The sequence below is a fragment of the Paenibacillus borealis genome, from assembly GCF_000758665.1.
Classification (GTDB): Bacteria; Bacillota; Bacilli; order Paenibacillales; family Paenibacillaceae; genus Paenibacillus_AQ; species Paenibacillus_AQ borealis.
In genome coordinates this window covers 4,086,611-4,107,149 of the sequence record NZ_CP009285.1, presented here as the reverse complement: position 1 = coordinate 4,107,149, position 20,539 = coordinate 4,086,611, and the positions used below count along the sequence as shown (strand labels likewise).

The window sequence follows — 20,539 nt, the reverse complement described above, 5'->3', positions numbered from 1 at the left end:
TTTGTTCATTATAGAAAAAAAAGACCCGCTGTGAAGGCTTAGCAGGCATAACGGTACAATTATCCGTACATATGTATTTACCGGTGCAGTTTCTTGAACATAATGTTCAGAGATGCATCTGTTAAAACGCAGAAATTCAATTCCCGAGGTGAATCATAGTCATGAAGCTGCTGCTGCAATTAAAGGAAATGCACCATTTTACAACCAACGAACGAAGCATTGCTGCCTATATCCTGACCCATAAGGATAATATTCTGCCGATGTCCATACAAGAGCTCGCCAAAGCTACCTATACCTCGCATTCGGCCATTAACCGCCTGACGCATAAACTCGGCCTTGCGGGCTATAAGGAATTCATTCTAAAGCTGGCCCGGGAGTTCCAGCAGGATGTCCATAGCATTTCTAATGTGGATGTGAATTATCCGTTTGCTCCAGGTGAAGCTCCGATTCAGGTGGCCAAAGAAATTGCGGAATTAATGAAGGCAACCATCGAGAAGAATTTTGCTTTTCTGGAGGATGCCCAGTTAGCCAAGGCCGCTGACATCCTGGACCGGTCCGACAAGATCTTCATCTATGCGCTGGGTGATTCGGAAATCCGGGCGAAGAGCTTTCAGAATAAATTAATCAAAATTAATAAATACGCCGTGATTGCTACTGAGCTGTCTGAGTGGGAATATCATACGGTTAATCTTACGCAGAATGACTGTGCCATTTTCTTAACCTACCATGGTCTAACAGCTAATAATTTGAAGGCCGCGAAATATTTTGTACGCAAAAACATCCCTTTTATTACGATCACCGCGGCTCACGGGACGGAATTGGCCAAGCTCAGCACGCTCTGCATCCAAGTGCCTGAGGATGAAGTGAAGCATGCGAAGATCGGCACCTTTTCATCGCAGATTGCTTTTGAATATGTCCTGAATGTCATCTATTCCTGCATCTATAGAATCAACTACTCGAAGAACAAGCTGGCTTCCCGGGACGTATTGAATGATTTCTATATGGATGACGTGAAGACGGAGCTATAGGTTGGGAAAAGCAAGCTTATCGACCTTAATATTCACGATAGGCGGAGACAGACCCAGCATGTGCTCAACGGCCTGATGGACGTTATCCTTAAGAATCTGGCATACCTCAGGAATCTTGTAGCCGTAATTAATAATGATATCCAGCTGAATCGCCACGGCTTCATCCGTAACATCCACTGACAATCCATTGGTGCCAATCTTACCGCTTAGACGCCGGGCCAGATTTCCGCTGACCGGGTTGCCGGACATTCCGGCAATGCCCGGCGTTTCGGTAACCGCATAGCGGATTATACTTGAAATTACCCGGTCTGAAATCTCCACAAGCCCCTTGAACGTATCCTGCTTCATCATTATTCCTCCTAAGGTATGCGGAACATCCGCTTCTTCGAATTCTCTTCAATAATGTTTATCTGGGAATCCGGATAATGAACACCGTCGGCTCCCCTTCCCGGCTCTCCAGCATCAGGGAACCGCCCATCTTCTCAACGTTCTTCTTGGCAATGGATAATCCAAGTCCTGTCCCTCCGCTGGCTGTCGTCCGGGCTTCATCTCCCCGCACGAACGGATCAAAGATCGTGGACCAGAGCTCCTTGGGAATGCCTATCCCATTGTCGGCAATCTCAATCCGGACATCTGTATCCTCCGGAATGACCGTCACGCGGATGCGTGTACCTTCTGGGTTATAGGCCAGAGCATTGGAGATTAGATTGTTGATCACGCTGGCGAACAGCTCCGGATCATAACGGGCGTAGACTTCCTCTTCAGGTACCTGAAGCTGCAGCTCGAACTCTTTCTGCTCAATTTCACCGTAGGTGTCGGCAATGATCTCCCGCAGCTGATCCCCCAGCTCCAGCCGCTCTACGCGAAGAATGAAATCCGGTGAATCCAGCTTAAGCAGGTCCAGCATATGCTGAATCAGCTTCGTCACCTGCACGGATTTGGTGTAAATGTAATTCAGGTATTTGGTCTGCCGTTCAGGGTCTGTAACCCGCCCTTCGATAAGCGCCTGTGCATAACCCTGAATGCTGGTAATCGGTGTCTTCAGATCATGTGACAGATCTACCATCAGCCGCTGCTTGCTCTTCTCGGCCTGCCGCTTCTCTTCCGTAGTCCGCTCAATGACATCCGCCATGTAATTGAAGCTATTGCCAATCCGCAGAAACTCCGTCTCCGCATAAAGGGCAATCCGTGTATTGTAGTGTCCTTCCATCATACGGTTCATCCCCAGATTTAGAACCCGCAGCGGCTTCTTGATCCGTCTGGAGACCCAATAGCTATATACAAAGATCAGCATCAGAATCATTCCGCTGACCACAAACACATAAAAGAACACCGAATGGTTCAGATAGGCAAATAGCATTTCGTTGTTAATGGACACGCTGACCACATCGCGGGGAATCTTGAGCAGCAACCAGGCCACTCCGCTGTTACTATCCACCTGGGAAATGGAGTAGTAGTAGGGCTGGTCGCTGCGGTTCTCCAGTCCCTTGAACAGACTGTTCTCATCATAACCCATGGTTTGGTCCTGCTTGTCTCCAATGACACGGATGACCTGTTTGCCGGAGTTGAGCAGCTCCAGCCAGCCTCCGCTCTGCAGCAGCCGGTCACTCTCCGGCCCCTGACCCAGCTCGTGGCGATAATCTCCGGCTTCAACCGAAAGGTCGGGATCGGGAATCATCCGGTCCATGATGACGTGAGTGATATCCTTCTGGATAAACAGATAGACCACCAGTACAAGCATCAGCAGCATACAGTTAAACAGCAGAAAGTCGATGGTCAGAGACGTTTGCAGCGGGCGGTTATCCCTACTTTTCCACGGGTGCTTCAATTTTGTACCCCAATCCCCTGATCGTCTTCAGGTATTCCGGTTTCTTGGAATCGCGCTCGATCTTGTCGCGGATATTGCTGATATGCACCATGATGCTGTTGTCCTCGTAGACATAGAAATCTTCCCAGACCGCCTCATAAATCTTCTTGCGCGTAAATACCCGGCCCGGCTGCTCCATCAGCAGTTCAAGAATTTTGTACTCTGTAGAAGTCAGAGCTACCGGTTTACCGGACACCTCAACCTGACAGCTGCTCCGGTCAAGCGTTAACCGTCCAAGCACAATCTGCTCCTTCGTCTGCTCTTCTTCTACAGCCTTGGCATCGAACTGGTGCACCCGCCGCAGCAGGGCCCCGGCACGGGCAACGATCTCCAGCGGATTGAAGGGCTTGGAGATATAATCGTCTGCTCCCAGCTCAAGGCCGAGGATTTTATCATGATGCTGGCTCTTGGCCGACAGGAACAGCACCGGGAAATGCTCATGCTCACGTATCCGCTTCAGCAGCTGCAGCCCGTCCATCCCCGGCATCATAATATCCAGAATGGCCAGATCTATCTTGTTGCCCTGCATTAGCTTCAGTGCTTCAATTCCGTTCTGTGCTTGCAGAATATTGTATTCCTTCTCCAGATACAGCTGCAGAAGCTCTACAATCTCCGATTCATCATCAGCTATGAGAATGGTATACATGGTGAATCCCCCTCTATCTAGTCATGCAAGCTGCGCTAACTGTAACTATAGCCTGCCATTCTTAATCCAGTCTAAACCAAATCTAAAGAAAAGCTAAAGATTTAAGCACTAATCTTAAGAAATGATATCCTGAAACAGACAAAAAGAACAGCCTGGAGCAGCCATAAGTGGCTTGCCGGGCTGTTCTTTATCTTTTAGCGCAGATCCGATCCTGCTTGGCAGTGAAGGTACGGCTGCTGCTTATACCGTAGGCACGGTTCCTCCGTCAATCACATATTCAGCCCCCGTAATGGAAGCAGCACGGTCGGAGGCCAGGAATGCCACCAGTTCGCCTACTTCCTCCGGGAATCCGGGACGGCCCAGCGGAATCCCGCCCAGCGCATCTATTACGGACTGGAGTGCGTTTTCCACACTGCCCGTAACCTTCGCAATACTCTCCATCATGGCATCCGCCGCTGTCGTTTGAATGAATCCCGGAGCTACGCGGTTTACACGGATGCCTTGCGGGGAGAATTCTTTGGAGAGGCTTTTACTGTAATTGCTTAGCGCAGCCTTGGCGGCAGCATAAGGAATGGTGGACTCGATTAACGGCAGCACTCTTTGAATAGATGAAATGTGGATAATAATGCCCTTACCCTGTTCCAGCATCAAGGGGATCAGGCCCCGGTCGAGCCGGACGGCTGCAAGCAGGTTCAAGTTCAGCGCATCCATCCAGTGTTCATCGCTTGCCGCCAGGAACCCGCCGGGAGGCGTAGAATTACCTCCGATGTTATTCACTAGGATATCGATGCTGCCGAAACGTTCCTTAACTGCGGTAATTACCTTCTCTACGCCTTCTTTTGCAGACAGATCAGCTTGTACGAATAAATCAGCATCTGCCAACCCGGACGGGAGCGTGCGGGCAGTAGTCATCACTGTAGCGCCAGCAGCTTTAAACCGGTTAACGATGGCCTCCCCCATGCCTTTAGTTCCGCCTGTCACGAGAATTTTTTTGCCTTCATACTCAGTCATTGGATTTGCGTAAGTAATCGTCATTGTTTGGTTCCCCTTTTCTTTGTTTGTTTCTTCATTTTAAGCTTGATTAACTTGAGCGTCTAATTTATTATTTTCATTAAATTCATTACTAATATTAATATAAGAGGGTGCCCTGAAATGGAGCTTACGCAATTGGAGTATTTCCTGACGGTGGCCCGGCTTGAGCATATGACTTCGGCATCCAAGGCGCTTAGAATTACACAGCCCGCACTGAGTCATGCCATCTCCAAACTGGAGAATGAGCTGGGTGTTCCTTTATTTGAGCGAAGAGGACGTAACGTCCAGTTGAACCGGTATGGGATAACGTTCAGCAAATGGGTGGAAGAGGCAATGAAGAACATCGGTAACGGCATTCGTGAAATTGATGAATGTTCGAATGCGGAGACAGGCGTGATTCACATCTCATATCTGAATATTCTCGGAGTCGATCTGGTGCCGTCACTAATCCGAGATTATCAGGCGGACAATCCGAAGGTGCGGTTCGACCTGTATCAGGGGAATCACGGGGATATCGATGAAGCACTGGAGACCGGTACCTCGGACATGCTGATCACTTCAAGAGAAACTACAATGAACGATGAAGAATGGATGATTATCCGGCGGATGCCGATCTTTATTGTGGTCTCCAGCCAGCACCGGTTCGCTTCACGCTCCAGCTTGAGTTTATTTGAGCTGTCCGGGGAACCTTTTGTCGGGTTGAAGACGAACTGCGGACTTAAATCTACGATCACAACGTTATTTAAAAACACTAATTTCGAGCTGGCTTCAACGTATGACGCAGAAGATCTGATTACGGTAGCAGGCTTCATCAAAGCCGGACTGGGAGTCTCTGTACTGCCGCAGACGCTGGGCTTGATGCTGGACGGCCTGGTCTGGATTCCGATTGAGGAAGAGGGCTGGGAATGGGAGGTCGGCTTGAAGTGGCGTCGCGACCGTTACCTGTCCCCTGCCTCCAGGCGGTTTCTGGATTATCTTCAGCAGACTTCACTCGAGCCTGTACGGGGATAGCGGAATAAGGGATTGCAGAAAGGTTCATATTAGCAGACACAAATAAAGAGCGGTCTCCCTATACGGAGAACCGCTCTCTTTTGTTTGGCTATTGCCAGTGTCATCATTTCCTAGGATAAGGCTCTGGTCACCTCTCCGCCAGCGCTGCCGGCCGGCAAGGAAGCAAGGTCAATAATGGCAGCGACAACCGAAGCCGGATCTTTCGCGCCTCCCGGGTTCTGCTCCGTTTGCAGATTACCGGGATCGAACATGTTGACGATGATTCCGTGCTTCGCTTCCTCCACTGCCACCGTTCTCATCAATGCCTCCAGACCAGCCTTGGCAGCCGAATAGGCACCTAGTCCCGGATAGACCAGATTGGCCATCACCGAGGTAATGGATACGATACGTCCATATTGCTGCTCTCTCATCACAGGCAGGAACGCATTGGTTACGATATAAGGGCTGTACAAATTAAGCTGGAGGGTGTGATCCCAAGCCCCAAATGTTAAGTCGTGGATGTGGGTTGGGGCTCCTGTTCCGCCCGCATTGTTGATCAGGATGTTCGCCTTCCCTGCCTGCGCGATTACCTGATCACGCAGGCGCTGAACCTCTTCCAAATTCGTAACATCTGCGGGAATGATTAACGCTCTGCCCTCCGCCGCTTCAATGATTGAAGCTACCTCTTGCAGTTTGTCCGGACGTCTGCCCACCAGAACGACAGTCGCCCCGTGCTCTGCCAATTTTACCGCTGCAGCTTTGCCAAGCCCTGTACCCGCACCAGTGACTACAGCTACCTGATTTGTTAATGAACCCATAATATTGCCCTCCTCCTGTTACTAAGAACTCCGTGTCTACTACTCTTGAGTCAAAGAATTCGCCCAATCCTCTACCGTCAGCACATCAGCTTGGGCGGGAAATACCTTCCCGGTAAGCACACGGTGAACCTCAGGATCGGAGTCGATACAAGCATCTGACAATACGGTAAGACCGTAATCCTTATCTGCCGCCTCGCGCAAGGTAGACAGTACGACTCCGCTTGTTGCGATGCCGCTCAGAATCAGCCGGTCTATGCCGCGGGAACGAAGCAGATTCTCCAGGTCACTCCCGGAAAATGCGCTGACACGGTATTTGCCGACAAAGGGCTCGTCCGGCAGTGGTGAGAGTGATGCATGAATCTGCATCGACGGGTGCTCCGCGGTAATTCCGCTATTGGCGGGCATTCTGCCGAACATTTTGTTGAGCGGGCTAATCTGAATACCTTCGCGCATGGCTACACCTACATAAATGACCGGTATGCCATGTTCGCGGGCTGTCATTATTGCCGTCTGAAAAGGTAGTAAAGCACCTTCCTCCGATACATATCGCGACACAATAGCATTCTGCATATCCATCACCAGTAGTGCACTCTGGTTCTGTTCCTTCGTCACGGGTTGCACACTCCTTCGCAATCTAATAGTATGAAGTGGAGAACTCTCCTCTTATCCTTGCCTTGATATTAAACGGAGACCTCTCCACTTGTCAAGGCTAACCATAGAAGAACAGGAAGTGATGTTTAATGGATCAACCGGTATATAACTGCCGTCCCGAACGCAAAGACGCCGCCGAGAACCGGCAGCGTATTCTGGATGCAGCTTTACGGTTATTTGAACAGCACGGCGTTGAGCCGGTCAGTATGAATCAGATTGCTGCTGAAGCACAGATTGGCGCGGGCACATTATACCGCCGGTACCGCAACAAAAACGAGCTGTGTCTGGACTTAATCAGAGACCCCGTGGATCAGCTGTCCAAGGACATTACAGCTTATCTGGAAGATAACCCTTCTATGCCGCCTTCCGAACGGTTACGGGGACTGCTCACCCTGTTTCTGCAGTTCAAAGAAATCCATGCCGGGCTTATTGCAGGTGTGGAGCACTCCTCTGCCGCACTTGGTGCGCACTCCAGGACAAGCACTTCCCTATATGAAGAATTCCATCAGCAGCTGGTTCAGCTTTTTGCAGAAATGAATGTGGAAGACCGGCAGTCCGGTCCGGACAGTGTGTTCAGAGCAGATATGCTGATGATCGCCCTGAGCAGTGATTCGTATCTGTTCCAGCGCAATGTGCGCGGCAACTCCCAGGAAAGCATATTGGAGCAGCTGTGCCGGACATTTATTTAGAGCATAGTAAATAGAATAAAGGAGCGACTCTCCGGTAAGGGAGAATCGCTCCTTTGTTATAGAGTTCGTTACCTTTATTGAATCAGTGCCTGAAGCTCTGCCGCAGTTGCCTGATATTGCGGTTTGAATTCAGCAGATTTCATATAATTAGCCACGCTGGTCAAGAACTGTCTGCCTTCAGGTGTCTCACTTACTTTGCCTGCATCGAGTGCACATATCAGAAGATTACCATTACCTAGACGGCATTCCGTAAGGAAACTAAGCTTATGATTACGCTCGAAATTATCGATGGTCTGCACAACGGGATTCCAGGTGCGGTCAGCATCATCCATGATCAGCGATTTCGAATTCTCCACAATGCTCCACCATGGATAGGTCGAATGTTCCTCACTCGGGAACTCCCGGAGCACCGGATGGCTGTTATCGATCAGCAGTCCCATCGTACCGACAGGTACCGGCCGGTTCATGCTCTCCGAGATGGAACGGAACATCGGATAACACCAGAAATCCGTGCAGTAATACCCTACAATTGCATTCTGCAGGGATTCCGGCTTCGGCATCAGCAGCACATTGCCGCCATTCTCCAGCAGACCGAGCGCCTCTTCGGATAACTCCGTGAATACATGAATGTCCTCAAGCGGGTTGCTGCTCTGCTCAGGGTATACCCACAGATCGTAGCTCTTGCGGATATCCGTTCCCTGGATCGAAAGGGATAATACAAGCTTACTCATCCGGTCTACGACAGGAAGATTTACTGCCAGATCACAGATGTCAATATAAGGGCTTCCGGCCGGAATGGCTGCTAAGGTTGTTCCTTCGGCAATTACGTTCCCTTCTGCTGCAAGCTGCCATAGCAGCTGAGCGGAAGCCGGCATACCGCTGCGGAAGCAGCTAAGCTCCACATGGGCAGTGAACAATTCACCTGCGGTATAATTATACTTAGGGAATCGTGCCATCAGCACTGCATCATTGCAGAACGTGCGCCATTCCTCGGCACTGACCAATCCTTTGGAATCCATGAAGGCATCAAGCACGCCAACCAGTGCAGTTCCCTGGCCGCTGAAATCCTGCAGGTCCAGGAGCTGGAAGCCGGCAAGCCGGCGTGAACGGAAGGCGGCCTCAAGCTCTTCCTTGTAACAGGCTACAGCAAGCTGGCCGGAGGCTTCGAAGTATTTGGCGGCCAGATGACCCAGTCCCTTGCTCTCCAGCCGTTCACGGAAGACTACGAAATTCTCCGCTTTGAGCGAACCCGTGTATTTCTTGATTTCCTCGAAATTAGGGAACGTAGCATATTGTCCGATCTCATGCGAGACCACCGGAACCTGCGGAATCCATTCGCCGGACTCTCCGCCGGCTTGTACGGTTTTGGCTTCAGTGCCGTACTGGATTTGAATCTCCCCGCCAGCTGCAGCAGCCTGTCCCCCTCCATTCAGGAAGTCCGGAGGAACGATCTGGTCGTCATAATCCTTCATCGTGCCTGGCACGGCTGTCTGGACATGTCCCAGCGGAGCATCGCACATCGCATAGGAGCCTCTGAACAACCGGTCCCGGGTGAAGCGCACCCCGCTGAAGAAGTCGTCATGCTCCAGAACCTCCGGTACCCATTGGTGGTTATTGGAGCCCTGGGTGTATAAAGGCCGGTCATCGAAGGCTTTGTAATCCTTCAGGAAGGAGTCAATTTTCTCCTTGCTGCCCCACAGCTCATTGCCGAGGGACATCATTACGAAGGATGGATGATTGCCGAATTCCCGCAGAATGGCGTACCCTTCGCTAATCAGGTAATCCTGCTCAGCCTGATTATGTCCTTCATCGGTTTCAACGGTTATCGTTCCCCAGAAAGGGAGCTCCGGCTGCATGTAGATCCCGAGCATATCCGCAGCTGTGAAAGCAGCCTCCGGCGGACAGCAGGTATGGAAACGGTAATGATTGATCCCGTAGGACTTGGAAATGCCAAGTATTCTAACCCATTCTTCCACATCTGTCGGAGCATAGCCGGTCAGCGGGAAGATCAGACCGTCATGTTTGCCGCGGAGGAATGTCTTCTCCCCGTTAATCGTGAACTTATCGCCTTCTGCCCGGAATTCCTTCAGTCCGAAGATAACCTCCTGCCGGCCGATGGCTTTGCCTTCACTATCCTTCAGAACCAGGAGGATATTATACAGATTGGGAGCGGATTCACTCCAGAGCAGTGCATCTTGACCAAGCGCATAGTCTACTGAGAACTTACCAGGTGATACTATGTACTCCTGCTCTTCTACCGTGTGTGAATCCTCACTATTGAAGCTCTTGGCAGATACTACAAGTGTAGTTTCGCTCTTACTCTCCAGAGTTGCTGCGATGCGGACAGAACGTGCAGCCAGCTCTGAATCCAGGCGGATGCCGCTAAGCTGTGACTCTCCGTAGAATTGCAGCTCCAAACGGCCGGTAATTCCATTCCAGTTCGTCTGGGTATCCGGCGAAGTCAGATGTCCGCCTTTGGTCGGGTAACCCGTGTTGTCTACCCGGATCGTGATTGTATGCGTACCCGGTTCCAGCTGCGGCAGCTCATATACATGGGCGGTGTTCAGACTGTCACGGCTGCCGATCTCCTGCCCGTCCAGCCAAAGCGTGGTAAGCCGTGTACGTTCCAAATATAGATAACTGTTCTTGCCGGCCAGCTCATCTGGGATGTCAATCTCCCTGGAGTACCAGACGGATCCTTCGAACAGATATTCATCCGTTAGAGCGCTTACCAGAAACTCCTCATTCTTCGGTCCTTTGCGTGCATGGGAGGTTGTTCCCGGCAGCGTGATTACATCTGTAAAAGGTAATACCAGTCCCTGTTTACTCTCATCCAATTGCAACTTCCATTCGCCTTCGAGGCTGATCTTTGTCTGCAAAATTATCACTCCTAATAATGGTAATCTCTGAACTCCTGCGGTGTGGTGCCGGTAGTTTTCTTGAACAGGAAGGTGAAATAAGCCGCAGTTTGAAAGCCTACCTGCTCTGCAACTTCATAGACCTTAATATTCGGGTCCCGGAGCAGCTCCTTGGCCTTGTTCATTCGTGCTTCCTGCGTGAAGTCAGAAATCGTCCGGCCCATTTCTTTCTTGAAGAGAACACTCAAATAACTGTGATTCAGGTGAAACTGCTCGGCTAGCTGCTTCACTGTTATATTCTCCTGGAGACGTTCCTCCAGCTGGCGGGCAACCCGCTGGATCAGGTTATGCTGCTGGACGACTTGTTCTCCCTGACTAAGCTTAGCATATTGCGCCAAATATTCCAGTACTACCTTCCTGACTTCATTCACTCCGGTGCAGTCAATCAGCCGCTGCCACATGAGAATGTTCATCTCCGTATCCGTCTCTTGGAGCCGCTTCGTCTTACGCGCCAGCTCACTGAGCAAGCCCATGCCGAAAGCCTGCACATAAGAGAAGGATACGGGCTCACGCGCCAGCAGCATTTCGAAAGCATGATTGAAATAAGCAGCAGCCTTCTCACTCTGCCCGCTGTCCAGCAGCTTCACGATCTCCGGAATATATTCTTCACGCAGCCGGAAGTCCTGATATTCGTTCATCAGGCTCTGGTCAAAATATAGGATTTGCCCGTACCCGGCTAGTCTGGCACCGGACATCATATGCCTCACTTCCTTATACAGCAGCGGTATTTCCGTCCATGAACGGCACTCCCTGCTGATTCCGACTGTAACGGAAGCAGTGTACTGCTCCCTAAGAATATCTTGGATGAACGTGAGCTGCTTCTCAAGTCTGGCCCGGGCCAAGGGCGTTGCATTCAGCACAATGACCGCCAGTTCATCCGCCCCTGTCTTCCCGATATAGGCAGTAGAGAACCCGGCAAGCCCAAGCTTCACACAGTTCAAGAGCCCTTCGCTATACATAATCCGCTCCTTGGCATCATGCGGATTATCCCGGAACAGACGGTCATAACCGAAGAGGAATAACGAAGTCTGCCATTCCCCTCCCGGCAGATCCAGGAGCCGCCGCCAGGATTCAAGCAGTTCATCACTATGAATCCAGCCTTCGATCATATCCTTGACGAACCGCTCCTGCAATACCTCATAGCTCTCTGTAACCTTCTCCTTAAGCAAGGCGGTTTCCTGTTCTATCTGTTTTTTCTTCTCATACACTTCCCTGAAGCCCGCAAGCTTCATCTCTAGCTCTTCTGTTCTGACAGGCTTCAGAACGTAGGCTTTGGCCCCCAGGTGTATAGCCTCCTGCACAAATTCAAATTCGTCATATCCGCTTATCATCACTGTCTGCATAGACTGCAGTGCCGGATAATCCGCTTTGCATCTGGCCAATAGCTCAATTCCGGTCATACCGGGCATGGAGACATCCGTAATCAGTACATCTACGGGAGTTTCCCGCAGGATCGCCAGTGCTTCCTTACCAGACTGCGCGGTTAGCGGTTCCTCGTACCCCAGGGCTTTCCAGCTGATATGCCGGACAAGCCCCTGAATCTGCATAGGCTCATCGTCAACAATTATTGCCCGCATGAAGCACCCCCTATTTTATCTCAGGACTATCCGTGCAAACAGGGATATATATGGTTACCTTAGTCCATTCGTCTTCTGTGCTGTCAATTTCAAAGCGGCCCTCCGGACCAAAATACAGCGCCAGGCGCTCCCGGATATTGTTCATTCCGAATCCGTTTTGGGTACCCCTGTAGCTGCCGGAACGAATCTGTTCCAGCTTCTCCCTGCTGATCCCCTGGCCATTATCAAAAATCTGGAACTGAATTCGATTACCCGCCTGCCTGATCGTGATCTGAATAAAAGCATGCGCCCTGGTCGTAATCCCGCCGTGCAGATAACAATTCTCTACCGTTGGCTGGAGGATCAGCTTAATGCTGTAAAGATCCAGAACCTCAGGCTCCACCTGCCATTCCACCGACACCTGTCCGGGATAACGCAGCTGCTGGATTTCAATGTACGCCTTCAGATGCTCGATTTCATCACGGATTAGGGTCACATTAACCCGGTTGCTGAGCGCAAGACGGTAGAAGGTGGTCAGGGCATCTATCGTCCGGATTTGGATATCATCCTGCTGATCCATGGCCCGCCAACGGATCAGGCTAAGGGAATTATAGATGAAATGAGGGTTGATCTGTGCCTGCAGCGCCCTGAACGACTGCTCGCGTTCCTTAAGCATGGCTTCTGTATGCTCCTCTACCAGCTTTCTCAAACGGCCGGACATAGAATTGAACAGTACCTCAAGCTCACCGAGTTCATCATTGTCACGGTTTCTAACGGTCACTTCGAAATAACCTTCCGAGATATCGGTCATCCGGATGCCCAGCTTGCGTATCCGCCAAATGACATTTTTGAGGACAATCATGATCAGAAAGATAGATATCAGCAGGAAAAAGGCAATACCTATTGCGATGTAGTACATAATCCGCGTTGACTGCTCCTCCAGCCGGTCGAGATGCACAAGCGCCGCAACCGTCCAGCCGGACTTAATTTCCTGGGTGATCAGGACCATCCCGTTCCGGGCTGCCGGGGCTTCTTCCGGGTTATTCCAATAAGGTCCTAAAGAAGAGGCGGACAAACGGCTGCCAATCTCGGAGGGCTCAGAGGAGGCAATAATCCGCTCGCTGTCGTCGACAATGTATAATGCTCCGGCCCCTTCAAACGGATGGTCGAATGATTCCATGAAGACACCGTTATAGTCCAGCAGCAGATAGACAATGCCGTAGACATCTCCGTACAAATTCAGGATTTTGTGGGAAACCACCAGCTTCGTCCTGTCGTCAGCCGCATTGGTCCATACCAGATTATCCTCCTTACGCAGCATCGTTGCGTACCATTCCTTCTCCCGCATCCCCGAGAGCATCCGGTCCTCCGGTTTCCACAGCAGCCCTCCATCCTGAACAAGTGTGCCGTTGGTATGGTAGATACGGAAATTCTCAATACCCGGCAAATATTTGCTCGTAAGCAGGAAGGAACGGTCTACATAATTGACCGTGCCGAGTTGTTCATCGATATCCGCATAGTCCCTGGCTAATCTGGAGATTAGCTCTCCATCCGTCGCCGTACGGGTAGCGAGAAGATCATAGCTCTGCTTCCTGAATTCAATACTCTGCGCACTTTGCCTTACCGCTTCCCGGATTGTGAGCATATAGTTAGCCCGTACGGTATGAAGCATCATGTAACCTGCACCTGCAGCAAGCAGTACAGTCGGAACGAACACAATCAGACCGTAGAATAATACAATCTTGCTCCTCAGGTTCATGGAACGGGTCATACGAATGATCCATTTCTCTATCTGCTGTTTTAACATATGTCCCCCCCATGAAGTGCAAAGGGAGCCCTCTCGTGGTGAGAGGTGCTCCGTTACATCTGTACACTATAGTATTATTGCGCTGCAGCTACTTCTTCTTTGTACGTATCCAGCCATTCCTGCTTGACTTCACTCCAGTGTCCGCGTTTCTCCAGCGCATCCTGGAAATCATTCCAGTTCTTCTCAAACTGCCCTTCGTCTTTGGCCATCAGCAGCTTGGCGCGGTATTCCTTACGGATATTCTCAAGCTCCGGGGTATATTTCTCCCAGGCTCCACCCTGTTTCATTTGGAACAGATCATAGGGTTCAGCTACCCGGATCGTGCCCATTTTACCGATAGTTTCGGTGAACTGAATCGTCTTAGCCGCTCCGGCTTTACCCGCATCTTCGGTGTTCCACCAAGGATACCATTCATTGCTGTACGATGCCGCCATATAGAGTTCTGGAGTAACCTTGGCTTTCTGCGCGGTGTCTCCGGAATTCCGGCTCGTTTTATAAGCTTCGTCTGTGAACTTCCATTTGCCCAGCGGCTGGTCGATCCAATCCCAGTACAGCCCTGCCGGACCTTCATTAATTACCTGCTGCTGTTCAGGTTTCGGCTGCAGGGTATAATCGAAGAATTTCAGAATGGCCTCGAGATTCTTGGTCTTCCCGCTGATATACACATCATAGCCCGGATTCGGGTTGGTGACCTGATTAATTCCGAGCTTCTCTACACCTTCCACCTTCGGAAAAGGAACCGCTTCGTAGAACCAGCCCGGCTCTGTCGGCCCGTCCAGGGTTTCCCAGGTAGATGCAGGAATATTCCAGAAGCTGCCTACGTTGAAGGCGATGCGGCCTGATTTGTTTTTCTCTGCATACTGTTCTTTTTTGCTGGTCACAACTTCCGGATCAATCAGCTTCTCCTGATACATCTTGTTCATCCATTGGTAAGCAGCTTTGTAATTGGGATCATCGTAAGCGAATACGAAATCATCACCGCGTTTGTCGATGCCGTTCCCTCCCGTTGTTACCCCGAATGCTGTCAGAATCGCATTCTCATCACTCCAGCCCAGTGTATCACTCGTATCCATCAGGAAGGATAAAGGGATAAGCGATTTGCCGGCTGCATCCTTCTGTTCTGCAGCTTTACGCAGGAAGGTCTCCACTCCCTCAATCGTTGCCAGATCGTCTTTGGTCATGCCCGTTTTCTCCAGCACATCACTTCTGACGATCCAGGCTTGAGATGCCCAGCCCGGCCACGGGTCTTCCGGATTCTGGTCAAACCAGGTCGGGATGGACCAGATATGGCCATCATTATCCTTCATTAGTTCCAGATACTGCTTGGGAATAGACGCCAGCCCCGGGTATTTATCCGGCATGTCGAAATATTGTTCCAGCGGCATCAGCTGCTTGGAGCGGTTCATCGCGCTTTTGACCGTCTCATTCCGGTTGAAGATGGCAGCATCCTCGAAGCCGCCTGTATTGATCTTCAGATTGAGCGCGGTCATCGCGTCGCCTTGGGTTGTCTCCAGCTTCACATCGACTCCAGGCTCCTGCTCGCGCCAGTATTTCTGGACCAAGCTGTCATTATTAATCGTAGACGTCCATCCAAGCCAGAGATTGAAAGATGACGGGCCGCTGGCAGGCTGGGTGCTGGATGTTTCACTGCCTGCAGCAGCATTATCGGCAGCATTTCCGCCGGAGCCCGAACAGCCTGTGACGGTTGTCAATAAGGTTGCTACAGCCAGGGCAGCAAGCCGGGTACGATTGATCTTCATTGTTTAATTCCCCCTATTCTGGTATTGTATTTCATCCTTTCACGGACCCCACAAGAACCCCCTTCACAAAATATTTCTGCAGGAACGGATATACACACAGAATCGGGATCGCACTCACCATAACGACTGCCATCTTAATCGACATCAGTGTAATGTTCTGCATCTGCGAGCTTCTCGCCAGAGCCTCCTGGTTCGTATTTGAACCAAGGACCGCCGATAGATCCTGGGCTGCGAGCAATTGCTGCAGGAAAGTCTGCACAGGTATCAGATTCTGCCTGGTTACGAAGAAAGCGCCGGCGAACCAGTCATTCCAGTGTCCCACTGCGGTGAACAGCCCCAGCGCAGCAAGCATAGGCTGAGAGAGCGGAATTACGATCTGAACCAGGGTACGGACAGGACCGGCACCATCCAGTTCAGCGGACTCAATCAGGGCTTCCGGTATCCCCTGTATAAACTTCAGCATGACGAACATGTTCCACACCGAGAACAGGCCGGGAAAAATATACACCCAGAACGTGTTGACCAGCCCGAGGTTGTTCAGCTGAATATAGAAAGGAACCAGCCCGCCGTTAAATAACATCGTCAGGAGGATATAGCCGAGAATCGTACTTCTTAAAGGAAGCCCGCGGTAAGACAACCCGAAAGCGACCAGAAGCGTAACGATAAGTCCTCCGAAGGTGCCAATAACTGTCCTGGCAATTGTGATCAGATAGGATTGGCGGATAATCTCATTGCCGAGCACGATTTCATAATTAATTAGGGTGAAGTTCTTCGGCCATAGATACACGCCGCCTTTGGCCGCACTCGCACCATCATTCAGGGAGATCGCCAGCATGTACAGGAACGGGTACAGTACTGACAAGCACATGCCGGCCAGAACAACTACGATGATGTACTGGGCTATTGTCTCACCTCTGCTGAGCTTCATTGGCTGTCACCATAATCCTTCCCCGTTTATTTTTCTGGACAGCTGATTGGTCGAAACTACGAGAATCAAGCTGATCAGTGAGGACAATAGTCCTACTGCGGTTGCCATGCCGAAATATCCCTGCTGTAGTCCGTTGCGGATAATGTACGTATCGAGCACATCCGCCACCCCTTGATTGGCTGAATTCATCAGCGGGTATATCTGATCCATCCCTACCGTAATCAGGCTGGGAATACTCAGAATCAGCACGATGGAGATTGTCGGCAGAATACCGGGAATGGTAATATGCCGGATCTGAGCCAGCTTCCCGGCACCTTCCACCTTGGCGGATTCGTATAGTTGAGGATCAATCGTCGTGATTGCGGCCAGATAGAGAATTGTGTTCCACCCGGTCTCTTTCCATAAGCTGCTTAGAATGACCATAGGACGGAACCACTCTGTTGAACCGAGAAAGAATACCGGTTCACCGCCCGCCTTTCCGATGATCTGATTGACCAGCCCGCCATCGAGAGTCAGGAAAGACTGCAGAATGTAAGCGACTACAATCCATGAGAAAAAATGCGGCAGATAACTGACAGATTGCACGAAACGCTTAAATACCGGCCGGGTCACTTCATTAATCAGCAACGCCAGCAGAATCGGTGCCGGGAATCCGAAGATGAATTTCAGTACCGATATATACAGCGTATTTTGGACCACCGTCAAAAACTGGGGGTCCTGCAGGAAAGTGAAGTTGCCGAGTCCCACCCAAGAGCTGTTCCAGATCGAGGTCCCCAGCTGGAAATCACGGAAGGCAACCTGAATCCCCGCCATCGGTATGTAGCTGAACAGCAGCAGCAGCAGGACTCCCGGCAGGATCATTAAATATTGCCAGCGGTACTTGTAGAACTTAGCGTACAATGTGCATCCCCCCTTGATAGTTCTATCATAAGGTGAAGCGCGAAGCCTGCCTATATAACAGCGGTTGGTTATCTATTGCTCTGATTGGATATTTAAAGCGCTTACTAAATTATTGCCTGCATTTTATTTTGCTAATTGAGAACGCAAAAAAAGCCCCTGCAGCTCGCAGAGGCTTGTCCATCTTAAAGGGTGTACAGGTAGATGCTAAAGATCTACACCATAGCTTAGGGGTACGAAGCTAGAATTTACGGCGGAAGGTGTACTCGTTGATTATCCGGCGGCACTTTCTACTGCGACATTGGTCCTCACAACAGCAACCATGATCATCGTAAGCATAAACACCTTTTCATCAAGAAAGCCTTCCTTATTCAAGCAAGCAATTGTTGCATTAAGAGCTTGTACTCACCAAGCTGACTTGCGGTTGACTCGGCTCGCAGGTTCTCAAAAAGCGCTACGGACTTTCTGAATCCTGTATTATCATTAAGTTTAACAGATGATGTCAGAGACAGTAATAGAGTGTTAATTGAATCATAGGTTTTCCCAATTATGGAATAGTATTTCGCCTTAAGATAGATATAATCGTTATAATAACGTACAATTCTTTGGGTCTCATAATACACTGCCATTGCCGACATTTTCTCTTGGAATTCGTTAAGAATCTCATCGACGTTATATTTAAAGTTAATTGCAGCTTTAAGAATACTAATCAGACCCAATAGTAATTCCTGTTCGTTAATCCGCAAGAAGGCTATATAATCAGGAATAATATCAGTATTCCCCTCGTTCAGATCAATCACATAGCGGTTAGCCTTTGCAATCTGCTGATAATACTCTACCTCTGCCACGCCTGCTGCATCCATGCCTTCAATCCAGCTCAGATCTGAATATTTATCGATGGCGGCCCGCGCTTCAGCATAGCGGCCCTTCTTCTCCATCGCGATTCCTTTCAGAGACATGCTGTATCCGAAATAATAGACTACGGGACGTCGCAGGTTAAATGAAGTTACTTTTTGTGCGGCTGCCCGTTCACGTTGATTGGCATTATAGATAGCATTAATCTCGCTATACAGTTTGTCGGCGATCAGGAGAATACCCTCCCAATTCTCCAAGGTAAACGAAGCTTTTAACATTTGAACTAGTGAATCCGCGTTAATCCCGTTAAGTTCCAGCTCCAAAATTCCGTCCTCCCGCTCTTAATCCCCCTTTTTATATAATTCCTGATTTTCCTATATAAGTAAGTGAGCAATATCACTTTAACGGACGGAATTTGGGCTGGAATACATTATCACGGCGTTCAATCCAAGTAATAGTTTTTGGTAGCAATATTCGCGCAGAATTCCCGGTCGTGCTCCACAAACAGGATCGTCGGCGTGTGTTCCATCAGCAGCGCTTCAATCTGCATCCGGGAGATCACGTCAATGAAGTTAAGCGGCTCATCCCAGATATGCAGATGCACCTTCTCGCTGAGGCTCCGGGCAATCAATACTTTCTTCTTTTGGCCGCCGCTGTAGGTGGACAGATCCTTCTCAAATTGAATCCGCGAGAAATCCAGCTTCCGCAGAATCGATTTGAACAGGCTCTCGTCAATCCCGTGCTCTCTGGCATATTCGCTCAGACTGCCCTTAAGATGCGAGGTGTCCTGTGATACATAAGAAATGGCAAGCTGGCTATCCTTAATCAAGCTGCCTGTATAGTTTATGTTCTCCCCGCAGATCAGTAGGAGAATACTCGATTTACCGGAGCCGTTGCTGCCGGAGAGCGCTATCCGGTCCCCCTGCTCAATCGTGAAGCTCACAGCTGAACAAACGCTTTTCTCCCTGTAATAGATCGAAACATCATCCAGCTGGACCAGCTGTTGCTTATGATAAGGCAGCTGTGATATTTCCAGACTGTCCGAGCTTTCGATATTCCGGAGCAGCTTGGACTTCTCGTCGATGGCAGTCTGCTGCCGCTGCTGGATGGATTTCGAACGCTTCATCATTTTAGCGGCTTTGTGGCCAACGTATCCTTTATCCAGTTTGGAGCCGGAGTTTCGGGTGCCGTTCTTGGATTTCTCCACTTCATGGGCCCAGCCGCCTGTTCTTTTAGAGGAATCCGACAGACGCCTGATGTCCCGCCGCAGCTTCTCGTCTTCCGCCAGCTCGAAGTTATCCTGCCTCGTCTTATTCTCCCACCAGCTGCTGAAGTTCCCCTTCTGGATCTCGATGTTGGTCTTGTTGATGGACAGGATATGGTCTACGCAGTTGTCCAGGAAAGCTCTGTCATGCGAAACCAGAATATAGCCGCTTTTGGTGCTGAGATAGTTGCTGACCAGTTGCCGGGCCTTCATATCCAGATGATTGGTAGGCTCGTCTATAAGCAGGAAGCTGTTCTCCTTGATGAAAAGGGCCGCCAGCAGCACCTTCGTCTGTTCCCCGTTCGACAATGAATTGAAAGGCCGGTACAGCACATCCTCCGCTACCTTCAGCAGGTTCAGCTCCCGCATCAATTTCCAGTGTACATACTCCGGGTCAATTTCACTGATTACATCCAGGGTCTGACTTGTGGGGTCCGTAACCGGAAACGGGAAGTATTCAAAGCTGACTTGTGCGGATATCGTCCCGCTGTATTCATATTTGCCAAGCAGCAGGTTCAGAAAGGTGGTTTTGCCCCGGCCGTTGCGCCCGGTGAAGCCCAGTTTCCAATCGGTATCCAGCTGGAAATTCACATGTTCAAAAATATTATCGTAAGTGCCCTCATAGGCAAACGTCAGATTACTCACATTGATCAATGACATACAATATCCTCCTGTATAAAATAATAAAAGCTGCAAGAAGGTTATCTTCTTACAGCTCAAATAAATACAGCAAATTCAGCCCGGGCGGACTTGAATAAGGATATATTGATTGAGTGAAAAGATGCAGACCCTTCTTGCATATAAAGAATAAAACACGCGCACGAAATAACGCT

The 20,539-nt window shown here is 50.1% G+C and carries 17 protein-coding genes; 3 read left to right on the top strand and 14 right to left on the bottom strand.

Annotated features, from left to right (window positions below):
- The first annotated feature begins 161 nt into the window (after positions 1 to 161).
- Positions 162 to 1,028 carry a MurR/RpiR family transcriptional regulator gene (locus PBOR_RS17320; RefSeq protein WP_042213721.1) on the top strand — a complete coding sequence of 289 codons (867 nt, stop codon included), beginning with the start codon at positions 162 to 164 and terminating at the stop codon, positions 1,026 to 1,028.
- Here PBOR_RS17320 and PBOR_RS17315 read toward each other — a convergent pair.
- From PBOR_RS17315 to PBOR_RS17300, 4 genes are all read right to left on the bottom strand, one after another.
- Positions 1,023 to 1,379, bottom strand: a complete 357-nt coding sequence (locus PBOR_RS17315) for an Asp23/Gls24 family envelope stress response protein (RefSeq protein WP_245647810.1) — start codon at positions 1,377 to 1,379, stop codon at positions 1,023 to 1,025. The genes PBOR_RS17320 and PBOR_RS17315 overlap by 6 nt on opposite strands.
- A gap of 55 nt (positions 1,380 to 1,434) precedes the next feature.
- On the bottom strand, positions 1,435 to 2,856 hold the full coding sequence (locus tag PBOR_RS17310; RefSeq protein WP_042213718.1) for a sensor histidine kinase: 1,422 nt from the start codon (positions 2,854 to 2,856) through the stop codon (positions 1,435 to 1,437).
- A complete protein-coding gene (locus PBOR_RS17305; protein WP_042213716.1) occupies positions 2,834 to 3,541 on the bottom strand; it encodes a response regulator transcription factor in 708 nt (235 codons plus the stop codon). Before PBOR_RS17305 ends, PBOR_RS17310 begins: the two co-directional genes overlap by 23 nt.
- A gap of 240 nt (positions 3,542 to 3,781) precedes the next feature.
- Entirely contained in the window at positions 3,782 to 4,576 is a 795-nt protein-coding gene (locus PBOR_RS17300) for an SDR family oxidoreductase (protein ID WP_042213714.1), read from the bottom strand.
- 117 nt (positions 4,577 to 4,693) lie between these two features.
- Here PBOR_RS17300 and PBOR_RS17295 point away from each other — a divergent pair, with 117 nt between their 5' ends.
- A complete protein-coding gene (locus PBOR_RS17295; RefSeq protein ID WP_042213711.1) occupies positions 4,694 to 5,584 on the top strand; it encodes a LysR family transcriptional regulator in 891 nt (296 codons plus the stop codon).
- A 110-nt stretch (positions 5,585 to 5,694) separates the two neighbouring features.
- On the opposite strand, the gene PBOR_RS17290 is transcribed toward PBOR_RS17295, so the two are convergent.
- On the bottom strand, positions 5,695 to 6,381 hold the full coding sequence (locus tag PBOR_RS17290) for an SDR family NAD(P)-dependent oxidoreductase (protein ID WP_042213709.1): 687 nt from the start codon (positions 6,379 to 6,381) through the stop codon (positions 5,695 to 5,697).
- Positions 6,382 to 6,420: 39 nt separating this feature from the next.
- A complete protein-coding gene (locus PBOR_RS17285; protein WP_281191749.1) occupies positions 6,421 to 6,993 on the bottom strand; it encodes a cysteine hydrolase family protein in 573 nt (190 codons plus the stop codon).
- A 128-nt stretch (positions 6,994 to 7,121) separates the two neighbouring features.
- Here PBOR_RS17285 and PBOR_RS17280 point away from each other — a divergent pair, with 128 nt between their 5' ends.
- Positions 7,122 to 7,721, top strand: coding sequence for a TetR/AcrR family transcriptional regulator (locus PBOR_RS17280; RefSeq protein ID WP_042213707.1), 600 nt, complete (start codon positions 7,122 to 7,124; stop codon positions 7,719 to 7,721).
- A gap of 74 nt (positions 7,722 to 7,795) precedes the next feature.
- Here PBOR_RS17280 and PBOR_RS17275 read toward each other — a convergent pair whose 3' ends face one another.
- The 8 genes from PBOR_RS17275 to PBOR_RS17240 all read right to left on the bottom strand — a co-directional run bounded on the left by PBOR_RS17275 (position 7,796) and on the right by PBOR_RS17240 (position 20,366).
- A complete protein-coding gene (locus tag PBOR_RS17275) occupies positions 7,796 to 10,609 on the bottom strand; it encodes a DUF8487 domain-containing protein (protein ID WP_245647808.1) in 2,814 nt (937 codons plus the stop codon).
- A gap of 2 nt (positions 10,610 to 10,611) precedes the next feature.
- Positions 10,612 to 12,216, bottom strand: coding sequence for a response regulator (locus PBOR_RS17270; RefSeq protein ID WP_245647806.1), 1,605 nt, complete (start codon positions 12,214 to 12,216; stop codon positions 10,612 to 10,614).
- Between the two features lie 10 nt (positions 12,217 to 12,226).
- Positions 12,227 to 14,002, bottom strand: a complete 1,776-nt coding sequence (locus PBOR_RS17265) for a cache domain-containing sensor histidine kinase (protein WP_042213702.1) — start codon at positions 14,000 to 14,002, stop codon at positions 12,227 to 12,229.
- A gap of 74 nt (positions 14,003 to 14,076) precedes the next feature.
- Positions 14,077 to 15,762: a type 2 periplasmic-binding domain-containing protein gene (locus tag PBOR_RS17260; protein WP_042213700.1), complete on the bottom strand. Its 1,686-nt coding sequence runs from the start codon at positions 15,760 to 15,762 to the stop codon at positions 14,077 to 14,079.
- Between the two features lie 31 nt (positions 15,763 to 15,793).
- A complete protein-coding gene (locus tag PBOR_RS17255) occupies positions 15,794 to 16,690 on the bottom strand; it encodes a carbohydrate ABC transporter permease (protein ID WP_042213698.1) in 897 nt (298 codons plus the stop codon).
- Positions 16,691 to 16,696: 6 nt separating this feature from the next.
- Positions 16,697 to 17,590: an ABC transporter permease gene (locus tag PBOR_RS17250; protein ID WP_052429518.1), complete on the bottom strand. Its 894-nt coding sequence runs from the start codon at positions 17,588 to 17,590 to the stop codon at positions 16,697 to 16,699.
- 368 nt (positions 17,591 to 17,958) lie between these two features.
- Positions 17,959 to 18,765, bottom strand: a complete 807-nt coding sequence (locus PBOR_RS17245; RefSeq protein ID WP_081972085.1) for a hypothetical protein — start codon at positions 18,763 to 18,765, stop codon at positions 17,959 to 17,961.
- A gap of 119 nt (positions 18,766 to 18,884) precedes the next feature.
- A complete protein-coding gene (locus PBOR_RS17240; protein ID WP_042213690.1) occupies positions 18,885 to 20,366 on the bottom strand; it encodes an Lsa family ABC-F type ribosomal protection protein in 1,482 nt (493 codons plus the stop codon).
- Positions 20,367 to 20,539 lie beyond the last annotated feature (173 nt).